At 71.0% G+C, this 16,995-nt stretch carries 18 protein-coding genes; 1 reads left to right on the forward strand and 17 read right to left on the reverse strand.

Going from position 1 to position 16,995, the window contains the following annotated elements:
• Window positions 1-51: 51 nt before the first annotated feature.
• The 5 genes from pheA to OG992_RS21470 form a co-directional block, all read right to left on the reverse strand.
• Window positions 52-1,005: a prephenate dehydratase gene (gene pheA / locus OG992_RS21450; RefSeq protein WP_266304134.1), complete on the reverse strand. Its 954-nt coding sequence runs from the start codon at window positions 1,003-1,005 to the stop codon at window positions 52-54.
• 10 nt (window positions 1,006-1,015) lie between these two features.
• Complete coding sequence (locus OG992_RS21455) at window positions 1,016-1,510, reverse strand: hypothetical protein (protein WP_266304135.1); 495 nt, start codon at window positions 1,508-1,510, stop codon at window positions 1,016-1,018.
• Between the two features lie 207 nt (window positions 1,511-1,717).
• The gene (locus tag OG992_RS21460; protein ID WP_238687574.1) at window positions 1,718-2,107 is read right to left on the reverse strand and encodes an ACT domain-containing protein; all 390 of its coding nucleotides are present in this window, start codon (window positions 2,105-2,107) and stop codon (window positions 1,718-1,720) included.
• Window positions 2,108-2,182: 75 nt separating this feature from the next.
• Window positions 2,183-2,641 (reverse strand): hypothetical protein, encoded by a 459-nt coding sequence (locus OG992_RS21465; RefSeq protein WP_112583869.1) that lies wholly within the window; start codon window positions 2,639-2,641, stop codon window positions 2,183-2,185.
• A gap of 168 nt (window positions 2,642-2,809) precedes the next feature.
• Entirely contained in the window at window positions 2,810-3,547 is a 738-nt protein-coding gene (locus tag OG992_RS21470) for a hypothetical protein (RefSeq protein ID WP_112583868.1), read from the reverse strand.
• A gap of 163 nt (window positions 3,548-3,710) precedes the next feature.
• On the opposite strand from OG992_RS21470, the gene OG992_RS21475 reads away from it, so the two are divergent.
• On the forward strand, window positions 3,711-4,928 hold the full coding sequence (locus OG992_RS21475) for an arginine deiminase (RefSeq protein ID WP_238687573.1): 1,218 nt from the start codon (window positions 3,711-3,713) through the stop codon (window positions 4,926-4,928).
• Window positions 4,929-5,023: 95 nt separating this feature from the next.
• Here OG992_RS21475 and OG992_RS21480 read toward each other — a convergent pair whose 3' ends face one another.
• The 12 genes from OG992_RS21480 to OG992_RS21535 form a co-directional block, all read right to left on the reverse strand.
• Window positions 5,024-5,911: a DUF5926 family protein gene (locus OG992_RS21480; protein ID WP_266304136.1), complete on the reverse strand. Its 888-nt coding sequence runs from the start codon at window positions 5,909-5,911 to the stop codon at window positions 5,024-5,026.
• 59 nt (window positions 5,912-5,970) lie between these two features.
• On the reverse strand, window positions 5,971-6,390 hold the full coding sequence (locus OG992_RS21485) for an ATP-binding protein (protein WP_238687571.1): 420 nt from the start codon (window positions 6,388-6,390) through the stop codon (window positions 5,971-5,973).
• 61 nt (window positions 6,391-6,451) lie between these two features.
• A complete protein-coding gene (locus OG992_RS21490; protein WP_238687570.1) occupies window positions 6,452-7,906 on the reverse strand; it encodes a PAS domain-containing sensor histidine kinase in 1,455 nt (484 codons plus the stop codon).
• 54 nt (window positions 7,907-7,960) lie between these two features.
• Window positions 7,961-8,749 carry a glycerophosphodiester phosphodiesterase family protein gene (locus OG992_RS21495; RefSeq protein WP_238687569.1) on the reverse strand — a complete coding sequence of 263 codons (789 nt, stop codon included), beginning with the start codon at window positions 8,747-8,749 and terminating at the stop codon, window positions 7,961-7,963.
• A gap of 10 nt (window positions 8,750-8,759) precedes the next feature.
• A complete protein-coding gene (locus OG992_RS21500; protein ID WP_266304137.1) occupies window positions 8,760-9,095 on the reverse strand; it encodes a rhodanese-like domain-containing protein in 336 nt (111 codons plus the stop codon).
• A gap of 58 nt (window positions 9,096-9,153) precedes the next feature.
• The gene (locus OG992_RS21505) at window positions 9,154-10,071 is read right to left on the reverse strand and encodes an LCP family protein (RefSeq protein ID WP_266304138.1); all 918 of its coding nucleotides are present in this window, start codon (window positions 10,069-10,071) and stop codon (window positions 9,154-9,156) included.
• A gap of 220 nt (window positions 10,072-10,291) precedes the next feature.
• Window positions 10,292-11,563, reverse strand: coding sequence for an LCP family protein (locus OG992_RS21510; RefSeq protein ID WP_266304139.1), 1,272 nt, complete (start codon window positions 11,561-11,563; stop codon window positions 10,292-10,294).
• Window positions 11,564-11,722: 159 nt separating this feature from the next.
• Window positions 11,723-12,949, reverse strand: coding sequence for an LCP family protein (locus OG992_RS21515; RefSeq protein ID WP_238687567.1), 1,227 nt, complete (start codon window positions 12,947-12,949; stop codon window positions 11,723-11,725).
• A gap of 76 nt (window positions 12,950-13,025) precedes the next feature.
• Window positions 13,026-14,003: an NAD-dependent epimerase/dehydratase family protein gene (locus OG992_RS21520; protein ID WP_238687566.1), complete on the reverse strand. Its 978-nt coding sequence runs from the start codon at window positions 14,001-14,003 to the stop codon at window positions 13,026-13,028.
• Window positions 14,004-14,092: 89 nt separating this feature from the next.
• Entirely contained in the window at window positions 14,093-15,784 is a 1,692-nt protein-coding gene (locus tag OG992_RS21525) for a cation acetate symporter (RefSeq protein WP_238687565.1), read from the reverse strand.
• Complete coding sequence (locus tag OG992_RS21530; protein WP_088950720.1) at window positions 15,762-16,127, reverse strand: DUF485 domain-containing protein; 366 nt, start codon at window positions 16,125-16,127, stop codon at window positions 15,762-15,764. Before OG992_RS21530 ends, OG992_RS21525 begins: the two co-directional genes overlap by 23 nt.
• 175 nt (window positions 16,128-16,302) lie before the next feature.
• The gene (locus tag OG992_RS21535; protein ID WP_266305247.1) at window positions 16,303-16,935 is read right to left on the reverse strand and encodes a flavin reductase family protein; all 633 of its coding nucleotides are present in this window, start codon (window positions 16,933-16,935) and stop codon (window positions 16,303-16,305) included.
• Window positions 16,936-16,995: the final 60 nt, after the last annotated feature.

Below are 16,995 nucleotides of genomic sequence, written 5' to 3' on the forward strand. Positions count from 1 at the left end.
CCGGCCGCAGCGGCGCGGGCGCCCCCTTCACGTGGGGGCGCTCCGCGCCGGTCAGGTCAACTCACCGGTACGCAGGCGGGTCAGCCAGGCCGCCGCGTCCGCGTAGTCGACGTCGGAGAGGCCCGCTGGCGCGGACACCGGGCGTTCGCCCGCCTCGGCCCACCGGTGCCGGGGGTAGGAGCCCAGGAAGCGGACGTCGGCACAGACCCTGCGGAGCCCCTGCAACGCCTCACCCAGGCGTACGTCGGCCACGTGGCCCGTGCAGTCCAGGAAGAAGACGTAGCGGCCCAACGCCTCGCCGGTCGGCCGGGATTCGATCCGGGTCAGGTTGACCCCACGGACGGCCAACTCCATCAGCACGGACAACAGCGCGCCGACCCGGTCGTGGGCGATGTAGACCGCGAGCGAGGTGAGGTCGTCACCGGTCGGCGGCGGTGGCGGCCCGGGGCGAGACACCAGCGCGAACCGGGTCACCGCGTCGGGATGGTCGGCGATCTTGTCGGCGAGTGTGGTGAGTCGGTGCCGGGAGGCTCCGATCGGTGCGCAGATCGCCGCGTCGTACTCGCCCGTGCCGGCACCGGCGGCGGCCGCGCCGTTGGAGAGCACGTCGACCACCACGGCGTCGGGTAGGTGGTTGCGCAACCAGCCCCGGCACTGGGTGGACGCCTGTGGATGGGCCGCCACGGTGCGGATCGAGGTCAGCGGGGTGTCGGGCCGTGCGGCGAGCACGAACTGCACCGACAGGATCACCTCCCGGGTGATCACCAGCGGCTCGCCCTCGGCCATCTCGTCCAGCGTGACGCCCACCGCGCCGCCGATCGAGTTCTCCAGTGGCACCAGCGCGGCGTCGGCGTCGCCGGCGCGGACGCCGTCCAGCGCTTCTCCGACGCTGCGGGCGGGCGTTCGGGTGCCGCGCTCGGCAGCGGGTATGGAGCGCAGGGCCTGCTCGGCGAAGGTGCCCTCCGGCCCGAGGAAGACGAAACGCGTCGGCGGTGTTCCCGGCATGCCGATCAGCCTACGCACCCGGCCCGTTGGCCGGGCCGGCGTCGCAGGCGAGGGCGCGAATCCCGGCCGGGCTGGTGGCGCGTACCTCGATGGTGCAGACGTCCGTGCCGGCGGTGACCAGCGCCGGGGCACCGGGCTCGCCCCGGGTGACCACCTGGAGTTCCTCGTGCCCGGTCACCGTCAGCACTGTGAACTGCCAGTCACCGGCGCAGAGCGGCCCGGTGCGGACCTGGACCCGAACATTCGCCGGCAGCACTCCGGCCCTGCCGCGCAGCAGTTGCAGCACCCGCTGGCCGGTCGGCCCGTTGCGGCAGGCCGTCGCGACCAACCCGGCGTCCGGGGTGGGCGTGACCGTACCGGGAGACGGCGCGGTGGTGGGCGGGGTGGCCGGTGCGATGCTCGGGCCGGACGGTGTCGGGGCCGCGGTGTGGGTGGGAACGCTGGTCGGCTCCCCCAGCCCGGGTGGGGCGCCACAGCCGGCCAGCGCCGCGACGGCGAGCGCCATCGGCAGGACTCGGGCGAGGCCCCGCGCTGGAGCGCGATCGGCTGCCCGGCCAGGCGCCGCCAGTGGAGGGTGGATCGTCGACCGCGGTGAGGGGGACGCGGGCGGGGGTGGGGTGAACGGCACGGGCCGATCCTCGGGACATCGGAGAATTCGTCGCGGCCGGGGTGGCCGAGCCCATCGTAGGGTGAGCGGCCGGTCGGGTGAAGGTCAGCCGGTGACGCGATGCCCGGCGCGTTGGAGCGCGGCCGTGCCCTCGGTCAGCCGGACGGTCGGCACCAGCAGATAGTCGGTGTCGAACGTGGAGAACGTGACGGCACTGACCCGTGCCTCGGCGAGCGGGTCGACCAGCGCGGCCAGGCTGCCGGTGCCGGCCAGCGCCGCCGGGGCGGTGACCCGTAGGCAGCGCCAGGTCGTCTCCACCACGGCCTGCGCCGGCGCACGCTCGGTCGGGCAGATCACGGAGATCCCGTCGGAGGTCCAGCTCACCGTCACCACGTCCGCGCCGCGCAACCCGCTCGACAGCGCGTACGGCACTGTGGTGCCGGCGGCCAGCCGGCACACAGCGTATTCCCCCGGCAGTAGAGCGATATCGAGCATGAGGGCACCCTACGGCCTTCGTGTGGACCCACCCGGGCAACGCCGCGTGCGGCGAAGGACACACTGCGCCGCTGGTCAGACCTCGGAGAAGAAGGTGAGTGAGCCGGCGACGGTGCCGTCGGTGAGCACCGGGGTGGAGATCGCGTCAACTGTCGCGTCGGAGCTGTTCGCCGAGGCGGCCTGCACCCTGAGTAGCCCACGGGCGAGTCGGCCGGAGGAGAGCGCAAGCAGGGGCGGAATCTTGTCGATCTCGGCTTCGGTCAGCTCGCCCCGGTTGGCGGTGAAGTCGAGCAGGCGCAGCCCGCCATCGAGCAACGGTCGCCCGATCAGCCCGGCCGGCTCACCGAGACAGAGCAGCTCGCAACCGGCCGTGGAGATCGCCACCACCCGGGTGTCGGCGTCGATCAGCAGGCACGGCTCGTCGGCCCGGGAGACTGTCGACGACCATTGGCCGACGTTGTCGGACTCCGGCTCTGTCGAGGCCCGCGCCGCCGGCACGAACGCTTCCGAGAGCGAAAGTTCGACGTGGGCCACCGCGCCTCCTATGTGCACCGATCGACTGTCCACGCTAGCGGGTCGCCGACGGAATCACCGAGCGCACCGGGTCACCGGGCGCGCAGCGTGAACCGAGGCGACCGGTGACGGCGCGGAGACCGGTGAGGTGAACGGGGGGACCGGAGCCGCGTGGCGTCGCCGGTGACGTTACCGGCGGTGGGCCGGCTTGTCAGCGGCCGTTCGGCCCTCGTCGTACCACCGGTAGTCGGCGGTTGGACGGTATGTGCCGTTCAGCCAGGTGCCCGGGTGCTGTGCGACCCGGGAAAGCTTCTCGGCGGTGGCGGGGCTGATCCGGCTGCCGCCGGCCACGAGCAGCCGGTCCAGTTCCCGGTGGGTGGCCATCAGACAGTCCTTCGGAAGGCCGTAGACGCTGATCACGCCCGAACCGACGAAGGTCAGCACCGGCGTCACCGGAACGGGCAGCCCCACAGCCTCGGAGAGCGCCTTGCTGGCCCGCTTGGCGTCACGGCGGGACTCGGCCACGTACGGAGGCCGCTTGCCGTTGATCTGCACCACGTCTCCGGCGACGAGCACCCTGGCTCGGCCGTGGTCGGCGATGGTCACGGCAAACAGGCCACTCGGCCCGATGGCGAGGAACCCGGCTCGTTCGTCCTGACCGCGGTCGAGGACGTCTGTCACGTCGGTGCGCGGCCACTCGATCACGTGCCAGGCAGGCCCGAGGTGGTCGAGCTGGCCCAACGCCCGTGCCCCGGCCGCCTCCAGGCGGCGTGCACCCCGCTCGGCCCGACGGCGGCGGGCCCATTCGAGCGGTGTCGGACGGACCGGTTCGAGAACCCCCGGCGCCTCGACGCGGGGGTGTGGCACCGCGACGGGCGGCAGTGCCCGAGCGGACGGTACGGCTCGTCGTGCGGGAAAGACAGTCATCGCGACCTCCGGCAAAAGGTCCCTCGAAGTTATGTCCTCACTACCCTACGTCGCCACTACCGGTGTTCTGCAAGCCGGAGCGCCGGAGTGACTGTGGATGAATGCCATATTCATCCACAGTTCTTTTCTCGGATGCCGCTAAACCCTGCCCTACGCTGCGGGAGTGACCCACTACGTCGACAGTGAAGTCGGGCGGCTCGGCACCGTACTGCTGCACCGGCCCGGCCCCGAACTGGCCCGGCTCACCCCGCGCAACAACGACTCGCTCCTGTTCGACGCGATCCCCTGGGTGGGGCGCGCCCAGGAGGAGCACGACGCGTTCGCCGCCGCCCTGCGCGAGCGCGGCGTCGAGGTGCTCTACCTGGCCACCCTGCTGGCCGAGACGCTAGCCGTCGCTGACGCCCGGGCCGAACTCACCGAGCAGGTGCTGCGCTCCCGGCGGCTCGGTGACACGCTGCGCGCCCGCGTCGCCGACCACCTCTCCTACCTGGACCCGGCCGCGCTGGCCGACGTGCTCACCGCCGGGCTGGCCCACGAGGAGTTGCGGATCAGCTCCGAGCGACCGGGTGGGCTGGTCTACACGCTGATGGACCGACACGACTTCGTCATCGACCCGTTGCCCAACCTGCTCTTCACCCGCGACTCGTCGCTGTGGATCGGCGACCGGGTCGGTGTCACCAGCCTGGCCATGCCGGCCCGCCGCCGCGAGACCACCCTGACCGACGCCATCTACCGCCACCACCCCCGGTTCGTCGGCACCGAATTCGTCTACCGTCCCAGCCTCGAGCACCTGGAGGGCGGGGACGTGCTGCTGCTCGCGCCCGGGGTGCTGGCGGTCGGGGTGGGCGAGCGGACGACCCCGGCCGGCGCGGAACGCCTCGGTCGGCAGGTCTTCGCCGCCGGCCTGGCCCACACCATCCTTGTGGTGCCGATCGCCCAGAAGCGCGCCACCATGCACCTGGACACGGTGTGCACGATGGTCGACGTGGACGCCGTCCTGATGTACCCCAACATCGCGAGCACGCTGTCGGCGTACACGGTGATCGCCGGCGGGGACGGCGAGGACCCGCGGGTGGACGGGCCGGCGCCGTTCCTGCGGGCCGCCGCCGACGCGATGGACCTCGACCTGCTCCGGGTCATCGACACCGGGCTGGATCCGGTCACCGCGGAACGCGAGCAGTGGGACGACGGCAACAACACCCTCGCGCTGGCCCCCCGGCTCTGCGTCGGCTACGAGCGCAACACGGAGACCAACGCCCAACTGGAGCGGGCCGGCATCGAGGTGATCCCGATCGCCGGCTCCGAGTTGGGCTCCGGTCGGGGCGGACCACGCTGCATGTCCTGCCCCATCACCCGCGACCCGCTACCCGTCGCCGGCTGAGCACGCGACCGGCCCGTCACCCCGCTGAGCGGGACGACCCCGGCTGAGCGAGACGCCGCCTGAGCGCGCCCAGGGCTGAGCGAGACCGCCCCGGCTCAGCGCAGGGTGAGCTGGCGGCCGAGCAGCCCCTGACGGGCCCGGCGGCCGGCGGCGTCGAGTGGGTCGGTGACGGTGAGCGCCTCGGCGTACCGCTTGGCGAACTGCGCCACCGGCTCCTCCCACTCGGCGGCCGGGGTCTCCTCCGGAAGGTCCCAGACCGGCACGAGTCGACCGTGCGCGCGGAACATGCCGGCGAACTTGGTCTGCTCGCCGAGCGTCAACGTGCCGGCCGCGCCGAGTCGGGCCAGCGCGTCCAGGGCGGCGTCCTCGTCGTCCGGCAGCACCCAGCGCACGTGGGCCTTCTCCGGGACCTGACACCAGTAGGCGGCCTTGGCCGCGGTCAGCCGGACCGTCGGGTAGATGGCCGCGTTGGCCCGCTCCAGCGACGCCTGGACGGTCGGATCGTCGGCAGCTCCGGGGTCGAGCCAGAAGTCGAAACCGTCGTGCATGGTGATGTCCAGCGGACCGTCCACGAGGATGTCCTGCAGCCGGGGCCCGGGGCCGGGCAGTGGCGGCACGCTCACCTGGCCACCCGGCTCGGCACGCAGCGCGCTGAGCAGCGCGTCGGCCAGGTCCCGCGACACGTCACCGGACTGCTGGTGGCGCTGGAGACCGATGAGCACCCGGCCGTCCGGCTTGGTGATCGCCGGGGCGGCCATGGGCAGCACCGTGGCGAGCGTCGCCGCCCGGTCGCCGAATTCCTCGACCAGGGCGGGCGCGAGGCGCAGCGGGGCGGAGGCGGCTGGCACCAACTCGCGCAGCGCGATCCACTCGGACTCGTCGACCAGCCCGTCGAACGGACGCGGCACGAAGACGTCTCGCACCTTGTCGCGACGGGGGGTGGTGTCGGCGGCGGCGCGCTGGCTCTTTCGACGCTTACTCACGGCGTCACAGCCTAGAGCCCCGAGCGGCTCGCCGTGACCGGGACCCGCCCGAGCCGTCCTCAGCTCGCCGACACCAGGTCGGGTCGAGATGTCGGCGTCGGGTCGAACTCCGCCCAGACGCGCTGGCCCATGCCGTCCTGCTCGACGCCCCAACGGGTGGCCAGGCCGGCAACGATGTGCAGCCCGCGCCCGTCCGCCGCGTCCGGGTTGGCCGTCCGCAGCCGTGGCCCGGTGCTCGCGCTGCCGCCGTCGGTGACCCGCAGCTGGATCAGTGCGCCCTCGGCCGAGGGCCGCAGCTGCCAGGCAACCCGGATCACGCCGCCGGGCAGCGGTCTGGCGTGCCGCACCGCGTTGCCCACCAGTTCCGCGAGCACCGCGATCAGGTCCGCGAGGAGCGTCGGGGGTACGACGTCGGTCAGTTCGGCGGCGAGCCGGTGTCGGGCCAGCCGTGCCCCGCCCGGGTGGTGGGGAACCACCACGCACCACGCTCGATCCCTCGTTGCCGCTGCCACCGTCGCCTCCACGTCGCGCCACCCCTGGTCAACCGCGTGGTAGCCGCACCTCTGCGACCGTACCGCCGCCGGTCCTCGGACGTAGGGATACCCATCCATTCTGCTGTTCAACGATCCGGCGGACGAGATAGAGGCCGAGCCCGGCCCCCGGGTAGCCGCGACGGTCGCCGGACTCGCCCTGCCAGAACCGGTCGAACGCCCGTTCCACGTGCTCGGGTCGGATGCCGATGCCCTGGTCGCTGACCCGGAACGCCACCAGATGGCCGTCGCCCGAGGCGGTGATCTCGATGGGAGAACCAGGCGCCGAGTATTTACCGGCGTTGGTCGTCAACTCGGTCAGCACGGTGGCCAGGCTGGGCCGGTGACCGAGCGCCTTGGGCAGATCGCTCGGGAGGCGGAGCACCAGCCGGCGGCGCAGCTCCGCCGGCAGGTCGACGACGGCGGAGCGCAGCGCCTCGCCGAGGTCGAACGGGGTGGGAGGGTCGTCGCCCGGCCCCACCTCGGCCGCCGAGCTGAGCAGACGGTCGACCAGCCGGGCCAGCTCGTTGGCACGTTGCCCGATCACCCGGGCCGCCTGCCGTCGGTCGACGTCGGTCAGCGACTCCCAGTGGTCGGTGAGGGTGTCCGCGTACCCCTTGATGACGGTGACCGGGGTGCGCAGCTCGTGGCTGGTCACCGCGACGAAAAGCTCGCGGTCGTGGTCGCGGCGCTGCTGGTCGGTGATGTCGCGGAAGGTGACCACCCGTAACGTTCCCGGGCCGGGCAGGTCGCCGGAGGTGATCCGCAGCCAGCGGCCGTCCGGCATCCGGTGGTCCCGAACCTGCCCGGAGGGCGGCAGCGGGAACGGCAGCGGGCGGCTCAGCGCCTGCTCGACCGTCCGGCCGGTGACCTGGGCGGCGGCCGGGTTCCAGAGCCGGACGTGCCCGTCGCGGTCGACGACGGCCAGCCCGTCGGCGAGTGCCGCCACCACCGGGCCGTCGCCGTGCACCGGCAGGCCACTCTGGTCGCCGTACATGTGCCCGACGCAGGAGGCGAGGTAGGCGATCACCCCCTGCTGCTCGGCGCCCGGCTCGTCGTCACCCGGGTAGAGCGCGTGCAGGCTGCCGACGGTGTGACCGCCGATCTCGGCCCGGGAGACGACCATCCAGCGCAGGCCGCTGCCGGCCAGTTCGCCGGCCAACTTGCCGTTGAGGTCACTCACCCGCGCCTCGCGTACCCGTGGCCCGGAGAGCAGGCAGACGGTGTCCGGGTCGTCGGCCGCCAGTGGTCGGCCGAGGGCCCACTCCGCCGCGCCGGTCGCGGCGATGACGCGACCGCCGGTAGGACCGAACTCGACGAATGCCATCCCGGTCGCGCCGAGCGCCGGCTGGGCCACCCGGAGCAGTTGGGTGAGGACGGGCAGGCCCGCGTCCCCAGAGTTGATCATCTCGATCACGACGGTGTGGCCGGCGAGGAGAGCGGGGAAATCGATACGCTCCGGCATGTGCCGAGTCTGCCCCGCCGACCCGGTTTTGGGCACCCCCGCCCGGTCGATGGGTCAGCGGTCCAGCCGGGCGAGGGCGTACGCGGGCCGGTCGGTGATGATCCCGTCCACCCCGGCGGCCAGCACCAGCTCCAGGTCGGTCGGCTCGTTGACCGTCCAGACGTACACCTGGTTGCCGGCAGCGCGCAGTGCGGGCAGCAACTGCGGGCGGGCCCGGACCAGGCCGACGCCCGGCCCGGCGATCCGGGTGCCGAACGGCAGCCGACCCAACCGCAGCCAGCGCGGCAGCACCTCCAGCAACAGCACGGTGGGCAGCGTCGGTGCCAGCTCGCGCACCCGACGGACCGCCAGCGGGGAGAACGACATGACGGTGACCTGCACCCTGTCGTCCGGCGCGGGGTCGGCCAGCCCGTACCGGCGCAGCAGGTTGACCAGTCGCCGTTCCACGTTCGAGCCGTAGCGGGACGGGTGCTTCGTCTCCACCAGCAGTCGGACCGGTCGCCCGGCGGCGAGCACCGCGTCCAGGAGCCGGGCCAGGGTCAGCAGCCGGGTGTGTGACTCGTCCGGTGGCAGGTCGCCGTCCGGGGCGCTGCCCGGGTGCCACGAGCCGAAGTCCAGGGCGTCCAGTTCGGCGAGGGTACGCGCGCTGACCAGACCGCGACCGTTGCTGGTGCGGTCGAGTCGTCGGTCGTGCACGCAGACCAGGTGCCCGTCCCGGGTCAGCCGGACGTCGCACTCCAGGCCGTCGGCACCCTCGTCGAGGGCGCGCAGGTACGCGGCGAGGGTGTGCTCGGGTAGGTCGAACGAGGCGCCGCGGTGCGCGAAGACCAGTGGCCCGCCCATTGCGCCGGCCTCAGATGACCCGGCCGGGCTGCCCGTTCGCGTCGACCACCGGTCGGCCGACCGCAGCCCACTGACGCATCCCGCCGTCGGCGTTGCGCACCTGCTCCCAACCGTTGTTGATCAGGTAGGCGACGACCTGGGCGGAACGCCCGCCGGAACGGCAGACGACAGCCACCTCCCGGTCGGTGGGCACCTCGGCCAGCCGGGCCGGCAACTCCATCATTGGCAGGTGGTGGGCGGTGGGCGCGTGGCCGGCCGCCCACTCGTCGTCCTCCCGCACATCCAGCAGGTAGGTCTCGTCGGCGATCTCGGTCACGGGCACGGTGGGAACCTGGGGTCCGAACACAGGAAGCAACACTAGATCCTCATGGCCCGGTTCGGCACCGACCGGGCCGTCGGCACCGTCACAACCGGGTCACCCAGCGAGGGTTGGCCTGCGCCCAGGCCGGCACCCGGGTACCGCGGAGCGCCTCGAAGAGCCCGTTGCCGCCGTTGTCCAGCACCACGTACGAGACCTCGTCGATGGTCTGCGGCGAGGAGGGCACCTGGACGCCGCGCATCGCGTCGGGCGGCAGCGCGCGCAGCGCGAGGAGCAGGTCCTCCAGGGGTACGCCGTTGGTGTCGACGGTCAACGAGCCGCCGACCGCCCGGAGCACCTGGTCGAGTTTGACGGGGTTGCTCCGCAGGTCCGCCCTGCCGGCGCTGTCCAACATCGCCCGGAGCAGCTGCTGCTGGTGGTGCTGCCGGTCGTAGTCGCCGCCGGGCAGGTCGTAGCGCTGTCGGACGTAGTCAAGCGCCTGCGCGCCGTCCATCTGGTGGCAGCCGGTGGGGAAGACCCGGTTGGTGTGGATCGAGCGGACCTCGGTGTCCACGCACATCTCCACCCCGCCGAGCAGGTCGATGACCTTCCGGAAGCCGGAGAAGTCGATCAGCGCGGCGCCGTCGAACCGGATGCCGGTGAGCCGGTGCAGGGTGGCGGAGAGCAGCTGGGCGCCGGCCTGCCCGCCGCCGCCGTGCTCGTACGCGGCATTGATCTTGTCTTGACCGCCGCCGAAGCCGTTCGCGGGCGGGATGGCGACCAGCAGGTCCCGGGGAATGGAGACCAGGTACGCCTCCCGTTGCCCGGCGGGGACGTGCACGATGAGGATGGAGTCCGAGCGTTGGTCGGGGCCGCTGCCGCCCGGACGCCGGTCGGAGCCGACCAGGAGGTAGTTGAGCGGCCCGTCCAGGTCGGTGCGCTCGGTGCGGGCGTCGGCGTCGAGCAGTTGCTCCTTGGTCACCGTGCGGTCGTAGCGGTGGCTGAGCGTCTTGAGCCCGGCCACGGCGAGCCCCGCCAGCAGGACGAGAGCCAGGCCGATGCCGAGCAGGATCCGCGGCCAACGGGCGCGAGGCGACCGGTCGGACGGGGCCGCTCCGACCCGGTCCGCTGCGTTCCGTCCCCACCTGGACGTGACCGCCTCCCCGCAGCCGATACGTGAAACCTGCTCACGTCAGGCTACGGGCGGTGAGGGGGCCGTCGCTGGCTTTCCGCGACTCCCGGCCTCACTTGCGGCTGGAGATCACCTCGGGGTGGGTGAAGACGAACTCGGCGAGTTTGTCCTGCTTGACAGCCTGGAACATCGCCATCGTCTCTTCGCTCAAGCCCTCGGTGTTGTTGTTGTTGGCGTGGAAGGTGCCGTTGTTGGTCTTGAGCATGGTCAGCTCGTTGCCGGTGACCCCGCGCATGGTGAAGATGAAGTCCTCGATCGGCACGCCGCCGGTGTCCAGCACGAACGCCTTGCCCGCCGCCTTGATCAGGTTGTTCATCTTGGCCGGGTTGGACAACATCCCGCCCTCGGTGGCCTTCTTCGCCATCGCCTTGATCAGCTGCTGCTGGTTGGCCTGCCGGTCGTAGTCGCCGTTCTTGAGGGACTTGCGCTGCCGGGAGTAGTCGAGCGCGGCCCAACCCTCCATCTCCTGGCAGCCCTTCTTGTGCACCACAGGGGTCCGCTGCTTGCCGGTCTTCTTGGCGTCCGCGTTCCACATCGGCTTGCCGTCGACGTACGACATGTGCAGCGACTTGACCTCCTGGCTGACACAGATCCGCACAGTGCCCAGGGTGTCGATGACGTTCTTGAAGCCGCCGAAGTTGATGATCGCCGCGCCGTCGAAGCTGATCCCGGTGAGCCGCTTGATCGTCTGGGCCATCAGCTGGGCGCCACCCTCCCAGCCGCCACCATTTGCGGCACCGGCCTGGAAGGCGGCGTTGATCTTTCCGGAGCCGCCGCCGTAGCCGTTCTTCTTGAACGCGGGGATCTGCGCCTCGGTGTCCCGGGGGATCGAGATCAGGTACGCCTGGTCGTGCGTGGCCGGAATGTGCAGGATGATGATGCTGTCCGAGCGGACGTCGTCGGCGGCCCAGCGCTCCCGCGCGTCCACGCCGAGCAGCAGCATGTCGATCGGGCCGTCCAGGCTCGCACCGCCCTCGGCGTCGGACTTGCCGGCATCACCCAGCAGATTGCCCTTCGCGATGCCGCCGGTCGCCTGCCCGATCAACGCCTTGCTGCCGACGATGGCCACCCCGCTGCTCAGCATCAGCACGGCACCGAAGACAACTGTCAGCCTGGCCCAGAGTGGGTCCTTGCGCTTGGTCCGCTTCTTCGACCCACCGCCACCCGGGCGGTCGCCGCCACCGCCGCCACCGCCGCTGCCGGGCGGACGCGAGCCCGGCCCGCCCCCCGAGGGGCGTGCCTGCGCGGGTATGGCCGCAGCGACTCGACCGCTGGGGGCGGCGGACCCGGAGGAAGAAGGGCGACGACTGGCCTGAACCGGCATGCGTGCTCCAGCTCGTGATCAGGAGGGGGCGGCACCACTGTACGTACATCAAATCGACTTGGCGAGTTCATCCCGGGTCAATCTGGACGTCGACTTTCGCAGACTCGGTCGATCGTCGTTTCTCGATGACCCGAACGGCTGGTGCCAGCCGGGCCGCGGTCAGCCGCCGTCGTTGCTCTTCGGCGGGTTCGCCTTGACCCAGTCGGCCATCGTGTCCGCGGACATGGCCTTGTACATCGCGAGTGCCTTCTCCCGGTCCGACACCACCACCGACTCGCCGTTGATGGTGTCGCTGCCCGAGTTCGGGCTGGTCACAAAGGTGAGGTTCTGGCCGCGCAGGTTACGGAACTGCAGCGCCATGTCTGTAACCGAGAAAGTCTGGTCGACGGTTACGGCTGCGGTCACCGACTTGAGGAAATCATTGAGCTTCTTCGGGTTCGCCAGCGTGCCGGTGCTGGCCGCCTTGTCCATCAGTGCCCGAAGGAACTCCTGCTGGTGCCGCATCCGGGCGAAGTCCCCGTCCGGGAACTGCTTGCGCTGCCGGATCCAGTCCAGCGCCTCCGCGCCGTCCATGTGGTTGGTGCCCTTGGTGAAGGTCCGGTACGGCTTGTGGATCGAGGTGATGGTGCGCTCCACCTTCAGGTCCACCCCACCGAGAGCGTCGGTGACCTCCTTGAAACCGCCGAAGTCGATCGCCATCACGTGGTCGATCCGCACGTCGGTGAAGCACTCCACGGTGCGTACCGCCAGCGGAAGCCCACCGAACGCGAACGCTGCGTTGATCTTCGCGCGCGAACCGGAGCCGCAGTCCGCGCCGGCGCTCTGCGGGATCGGCACGTACAGGTCCCGGGGGATGGAGACCAGGTAGGCCTCCTGATGGTCGGCCGGGATGTGCATGACGATGATCGTGTCGGCGCGCCACTGACTCTTGCTGTCGACAGGCGCGTCCGGGTCCCGTGAGTCGCTGCCCACCAGCAGGATGTTCAGCGCGCCATCGACGGTCTTGGCGGGCCGGCCACCGGTGATCTCCGCGAACGGGTCGGTGCGAGCCAGGTCACTGTTGAGGTTGCGCGCGTACAACCAGGCGCCGACGCTGCCGAGCAGCGCCAACACCAGCACCGCGGCCCCGGCCACCAGGGCGATCCGACCCCAGCGCGGTCGCGGGCCGCGCCGCCCCGATCCGCCGGTGCCACCCGGGCCGCCGGGCCCGGTGGGCCCCGCCGGGCCGCCGGAGCGAGGCTGCTCCTCGTCGTACGACGGGTAGAAGCGCGCCTCGGTCGGACGGGCACGCCCGGAGGCGCCCCGATCGGGGCCGGGCACCGATGCGCGCCCGGCGCTGCGGTGCAGGTACGGATGCGGGACGCCGGCTGACGAGGTCGCGGACATGTAACTCAGGGTACGTAGCGGGAGCCACTGCCGCCTTCAGGCGACACTCAGCGGCAGGCGGTACGCGAAGATCTGGTTACCCTAGCCGCGACCGGAAGTACTCGATCGTGCGTCGCAGGCCATCTTCGGGCGCTACCGACGGCTCGTATCCGAGCAGTTCACGGGCGAGCGTGAGATCCGGTCGGCGCATCTCCGGGTCATCCGAGCTGCGGGTGACATAGGTCACCTTCGAGGTGCTGTCGGAGAGCGACACGATCAACTCGGCGAGTTGCCGCATGGTCAGCTCGTGCTCGGTGCCGCAGTTGACCGGGCCCGTCTCGGTCGAGTCGAGCAGCAGCAGGATGCCGCGCACCAGGTCCTCGACGAAGCAGATGGACCGGGTCTGGTTGCCAGTGCCGTGCACGGTGATCGGCTCGCCGCGCAGCGCCTGGGAGATGAAGGTGGGGATGGCGCGGCCGTCGTCCGGGCGCATCCGCGGGCCGTACGTGTTGAAGATCCGGACGATCGCCGCGTCGAGCCCGCGGTAGCGGTGGTACGCCATCGTGGCGGCCTCGGAGAAGCGCTTGGCCTCGTCGTAGACGCTGCGGACCCCGATCGGGTTGACGTTGCCCCAGTACGTTTCCCGCTGCGGGTGCTCCTTCGGGTCTCCGTACGCCTCGGAGGTGGACGCCATCAGGAACCGGGCGCCGTCGGCGGCCGCGCGCTCCAGCAGGTGCAGGGTGCCGACCGAGCCGACCCGGAGGATCTCCACAGGCAACTGGGCGAAGTCGGTGGGGCTGGCCGGCGAGGCCATGTGCAGGATCGCGTCGAACCGCTCGGCCAGCGCCGGGTGGTGGGTCGGCAGACCGTCGGAGATGTCCGCTTCGACGAGGGTGAAGGTCGGTCGGTCCAGCAGGTGGGCGACGTTCTCCTTGGAGCCGGTCACGAAGTTGTCCAGCGCCACCACAGTGCAGCCTCGGGCGATCAGCGAGTCCACCAGGTGCGACGGGACGAAGCCAGCTCCGCCGGTGACGAGGACGCGGTGACCGGACCCAAAGCGCTCAGCAACCTTCATGCGGCTCAGCCTACCGACCGCCCAATTAGCGGAAGGGGTCCCCTGTTGACGTCGTCCGTCAACCGGGGACCCCTCGACAGGTGCCGCGATCAGTGGGCGCCAGAGCCGGTGAGGGCGCGCACCTCCAGCTCCGCGTACTTCTCCTCGTCGTGCTCCTTGGAGATGACGGTGCCGATCCATCCGCAGAGGAAACCGAACGGGATGGAGAGGATGCCCGGGTTGGACAGCGGGAACCACTGCCAGTCGTGGTCCGGGAACATCGAGGTCGCCGCACCGGAGACCACCGGCGAGAAGAACACCAGCAGCACGGCCGAGATCAGCCCGCCGTAGATCGCCCACACCGCGCCGGAGGTGTTGAACCGCCGCCAGAAGAGGCTGTAGAGGATCGCGGGCAGGTTGCCCGAGGCGGCGACCGCGAAGGCCAGCGCCACCAGGAACGCCACGTTGAGGTTCTGCGCGTAGATCGACAGGGCGATCGACACCGCGCCGATCCCCAGGGCGGAGATCCGGGCGACCCGCACTTCCTGCCGCTCCGACGCCTCACCCTTCTTCAGCACGTTCGCGTAGAAGTCGTGCGCCAGGCTGGACGACGAGGCCAACGTCAACCCGGCGACCACCGCGAGGATGGTGGCGAAGGCGACCGCCGCGATGATCGCCAGCAGAGCTGCCCCGCCCAGTTCACCGCCGAAGAAGTCGATGCCGAGCGCCTCGGCCAACTGCGGCGCGGCGGTGTTGCCGGCCTTGTCCTGCGCCGTGATCGCCTGGCTGCCGACCAGCGCCGCCGCACCGAAGCCGAGGGCCAGGGTGAGCAGGTAGAAGGTGCCGATGATGCCGATCGCCCAGAGCACGCTCTTACGGGCCGCCTTCGCGGTCGGCACCGTGTAGAAGCGGATCAGGATGTGCGGCAGACCGGCGGTGCCGAGCACCAGGGCGATGCCCAGGGACAGCAGGTCGACCTTGTTGTAGAACGTCTGCGTCGAGTTGCCGGCGACCTCGACGCCGTACCTCAGCCCGGGTTCGAGGAACGCGCTGCCCTTGCCGGACGCGGCGGCCGCCTGGCCGAGCAGCTCCGACAGGTTGAAGTTGAACTTCGCCAGCACCAGGATGGTCATCAACAGCGCGCCGCCCATGAGCAGGAACGCCTTGACGATCTGCACGTAGGTGGTGCCCTTCATGCCACCCACGGTCACGTAGATGATCATCAGCGTGCCGACCATGATGATGGTGGCCACCTTGGCGGTGTCCGCGTCCATGCCGAGGAAGGTCGTCCCCGGCCGGATGCCGAGCAGCAGCGCGACCAGCGCGCCCGCGCCAACCATCTGGGCGAGCAGGTAGAAGATCGACACCGTGATGGTGGAGACCGCCGCCGCCGTACGCACCGGACGCTGACGCATCCGGAAGGCCAGCACGTCCGCCATCGTGTACCGGCCCGAGTTCCGCAGCAGCTCCGCGACCAGCAGCAGGGCCACCAGCCAGGCGACCAGGAAGCCGATCGAGTAGAGGAAGCCGTCGTAGCCGTACAGCGCGATGATGCCGGCGATGCCGAGGAACGAGGCGGCCGACATGTAGTCGCCGCCGATCGCCATGCCGTTCTGGAAGCCGGAGAAGGACCGGCCGCCCGCGTAGAAGTCCGTCGCCGTCTTGGTCTGCCGGCTGGCCCAGATGGTGATGCCCAGGGTCACCGCCACGAAGACCAGGAAGAGCGTGATGGTCAGGTTGCGGGCGGTGTGATCGCCCGCCTCAGCCGCGAGGAACGTCTCAACCGCGTGAACCGTCTTCACGGGTCACCTCCCCGATCTCGGCGCGGATCCGGTCCGCGATGGGGTCGATCTTCCGGTCCGCGTACCGGGAGTAGAGCCAGGCGATCAGGAACGTGGAGACGAACTGGAGCAGGCCGAAGACCAGTGCGACGTTGATGTTGCTGCCGAACAGCTTCGTGCCCATGAAGTCCCGGGCGTACGCGGAGAGAATGACGTAGAGCGCATACCACAGGAAGAACGCGACGGTCATCGGGAAGACGAAGCCGCGCAGCGCACGCCGCAGCCCGGCGAACTCGTCCGACCGTTGTACGGCCAGGTACTTGTCCGACTGGGAAGCGGCCGGAGCGGGTGTGTCCGTGGACATCTGTGGATCACCACCTTCACAGGCGTCAGAGGAGTTTCGCGCACCGTAAAGAGCGCACTCCCCGCCAGGGAAGGCTGAGATCGACGCCGGTCGGCGAGTGCGCCGAGCGGTTGACTGGCTGCGCCAAGTGACTCAGGTCACTGCGGTGATCGGTCACCCCTGGCGGGGCATCCGTTCAGCTCGGCAGCTCGTGGTAGCGACCTCGGTAGTGCAGGAGCGGAGTGGCCTCGTCGGCCAGGTCGACCGCCTCGATCGTGGCCTCGACCAGCAGGCCCCAGCCGTACTCCCGGGCGGTGTCCAGCCGGCACCCGGCCCAGCCGCCGGCATCCGTCGGAACCGGTCCGTACGGCGTCTCGTTCCACGCGCCGGTGGCGAAGAGCCCGCCCGGGGCGGGGAAGAGGCCGGCGAACCGGTCGGCGAGTTGCCGGTGCGGCGGGCCGAGCGGCGTGACAGCGAACCGCCCCGACTCCTCGACGGCCGCCCAGAGGTCGGACTCCGGGTCGATCAGCCCGAGCAGCCGGTCCGGTTCCCCCTCGGCCACCAGGGTGGACGAGACGGTCAGCCCGGCCGGGCCGGGTGCCGTCCAGAGGGTCACCGGTGCGGCGAGGCGACCACGCAGCCGGCGTACCGGCGACCGTTGCCCGGTCGGCACCGCGAACGGATCGGTGTGGTGGATCTCGGCACCCGGCTCATGATTCACGTGAAACATTGTGCCGCCCCGACCCCTCGCCCAACCAAGGAAGCGCTCGTGCAGATCGGCGGGTCGTCCGCCGAGCCGGGCGAGCTGATCACCGGCCTCCGCCATCATCGTGGCCAGGTAGACCAGCAACCCCGGCTCACCAGCCGGGCCCGGCCTTCGCGATCGGCC

Source organism: Micromonospora sp. NBC_00362 (genome assembly GCF_026342155.1).
Lineage (GTDB): Bacteria > Actinomycetota > Actinomycetes > Mycobacteriales > Micromonosporaceae > Micromonospora > Micromonospora hortensis.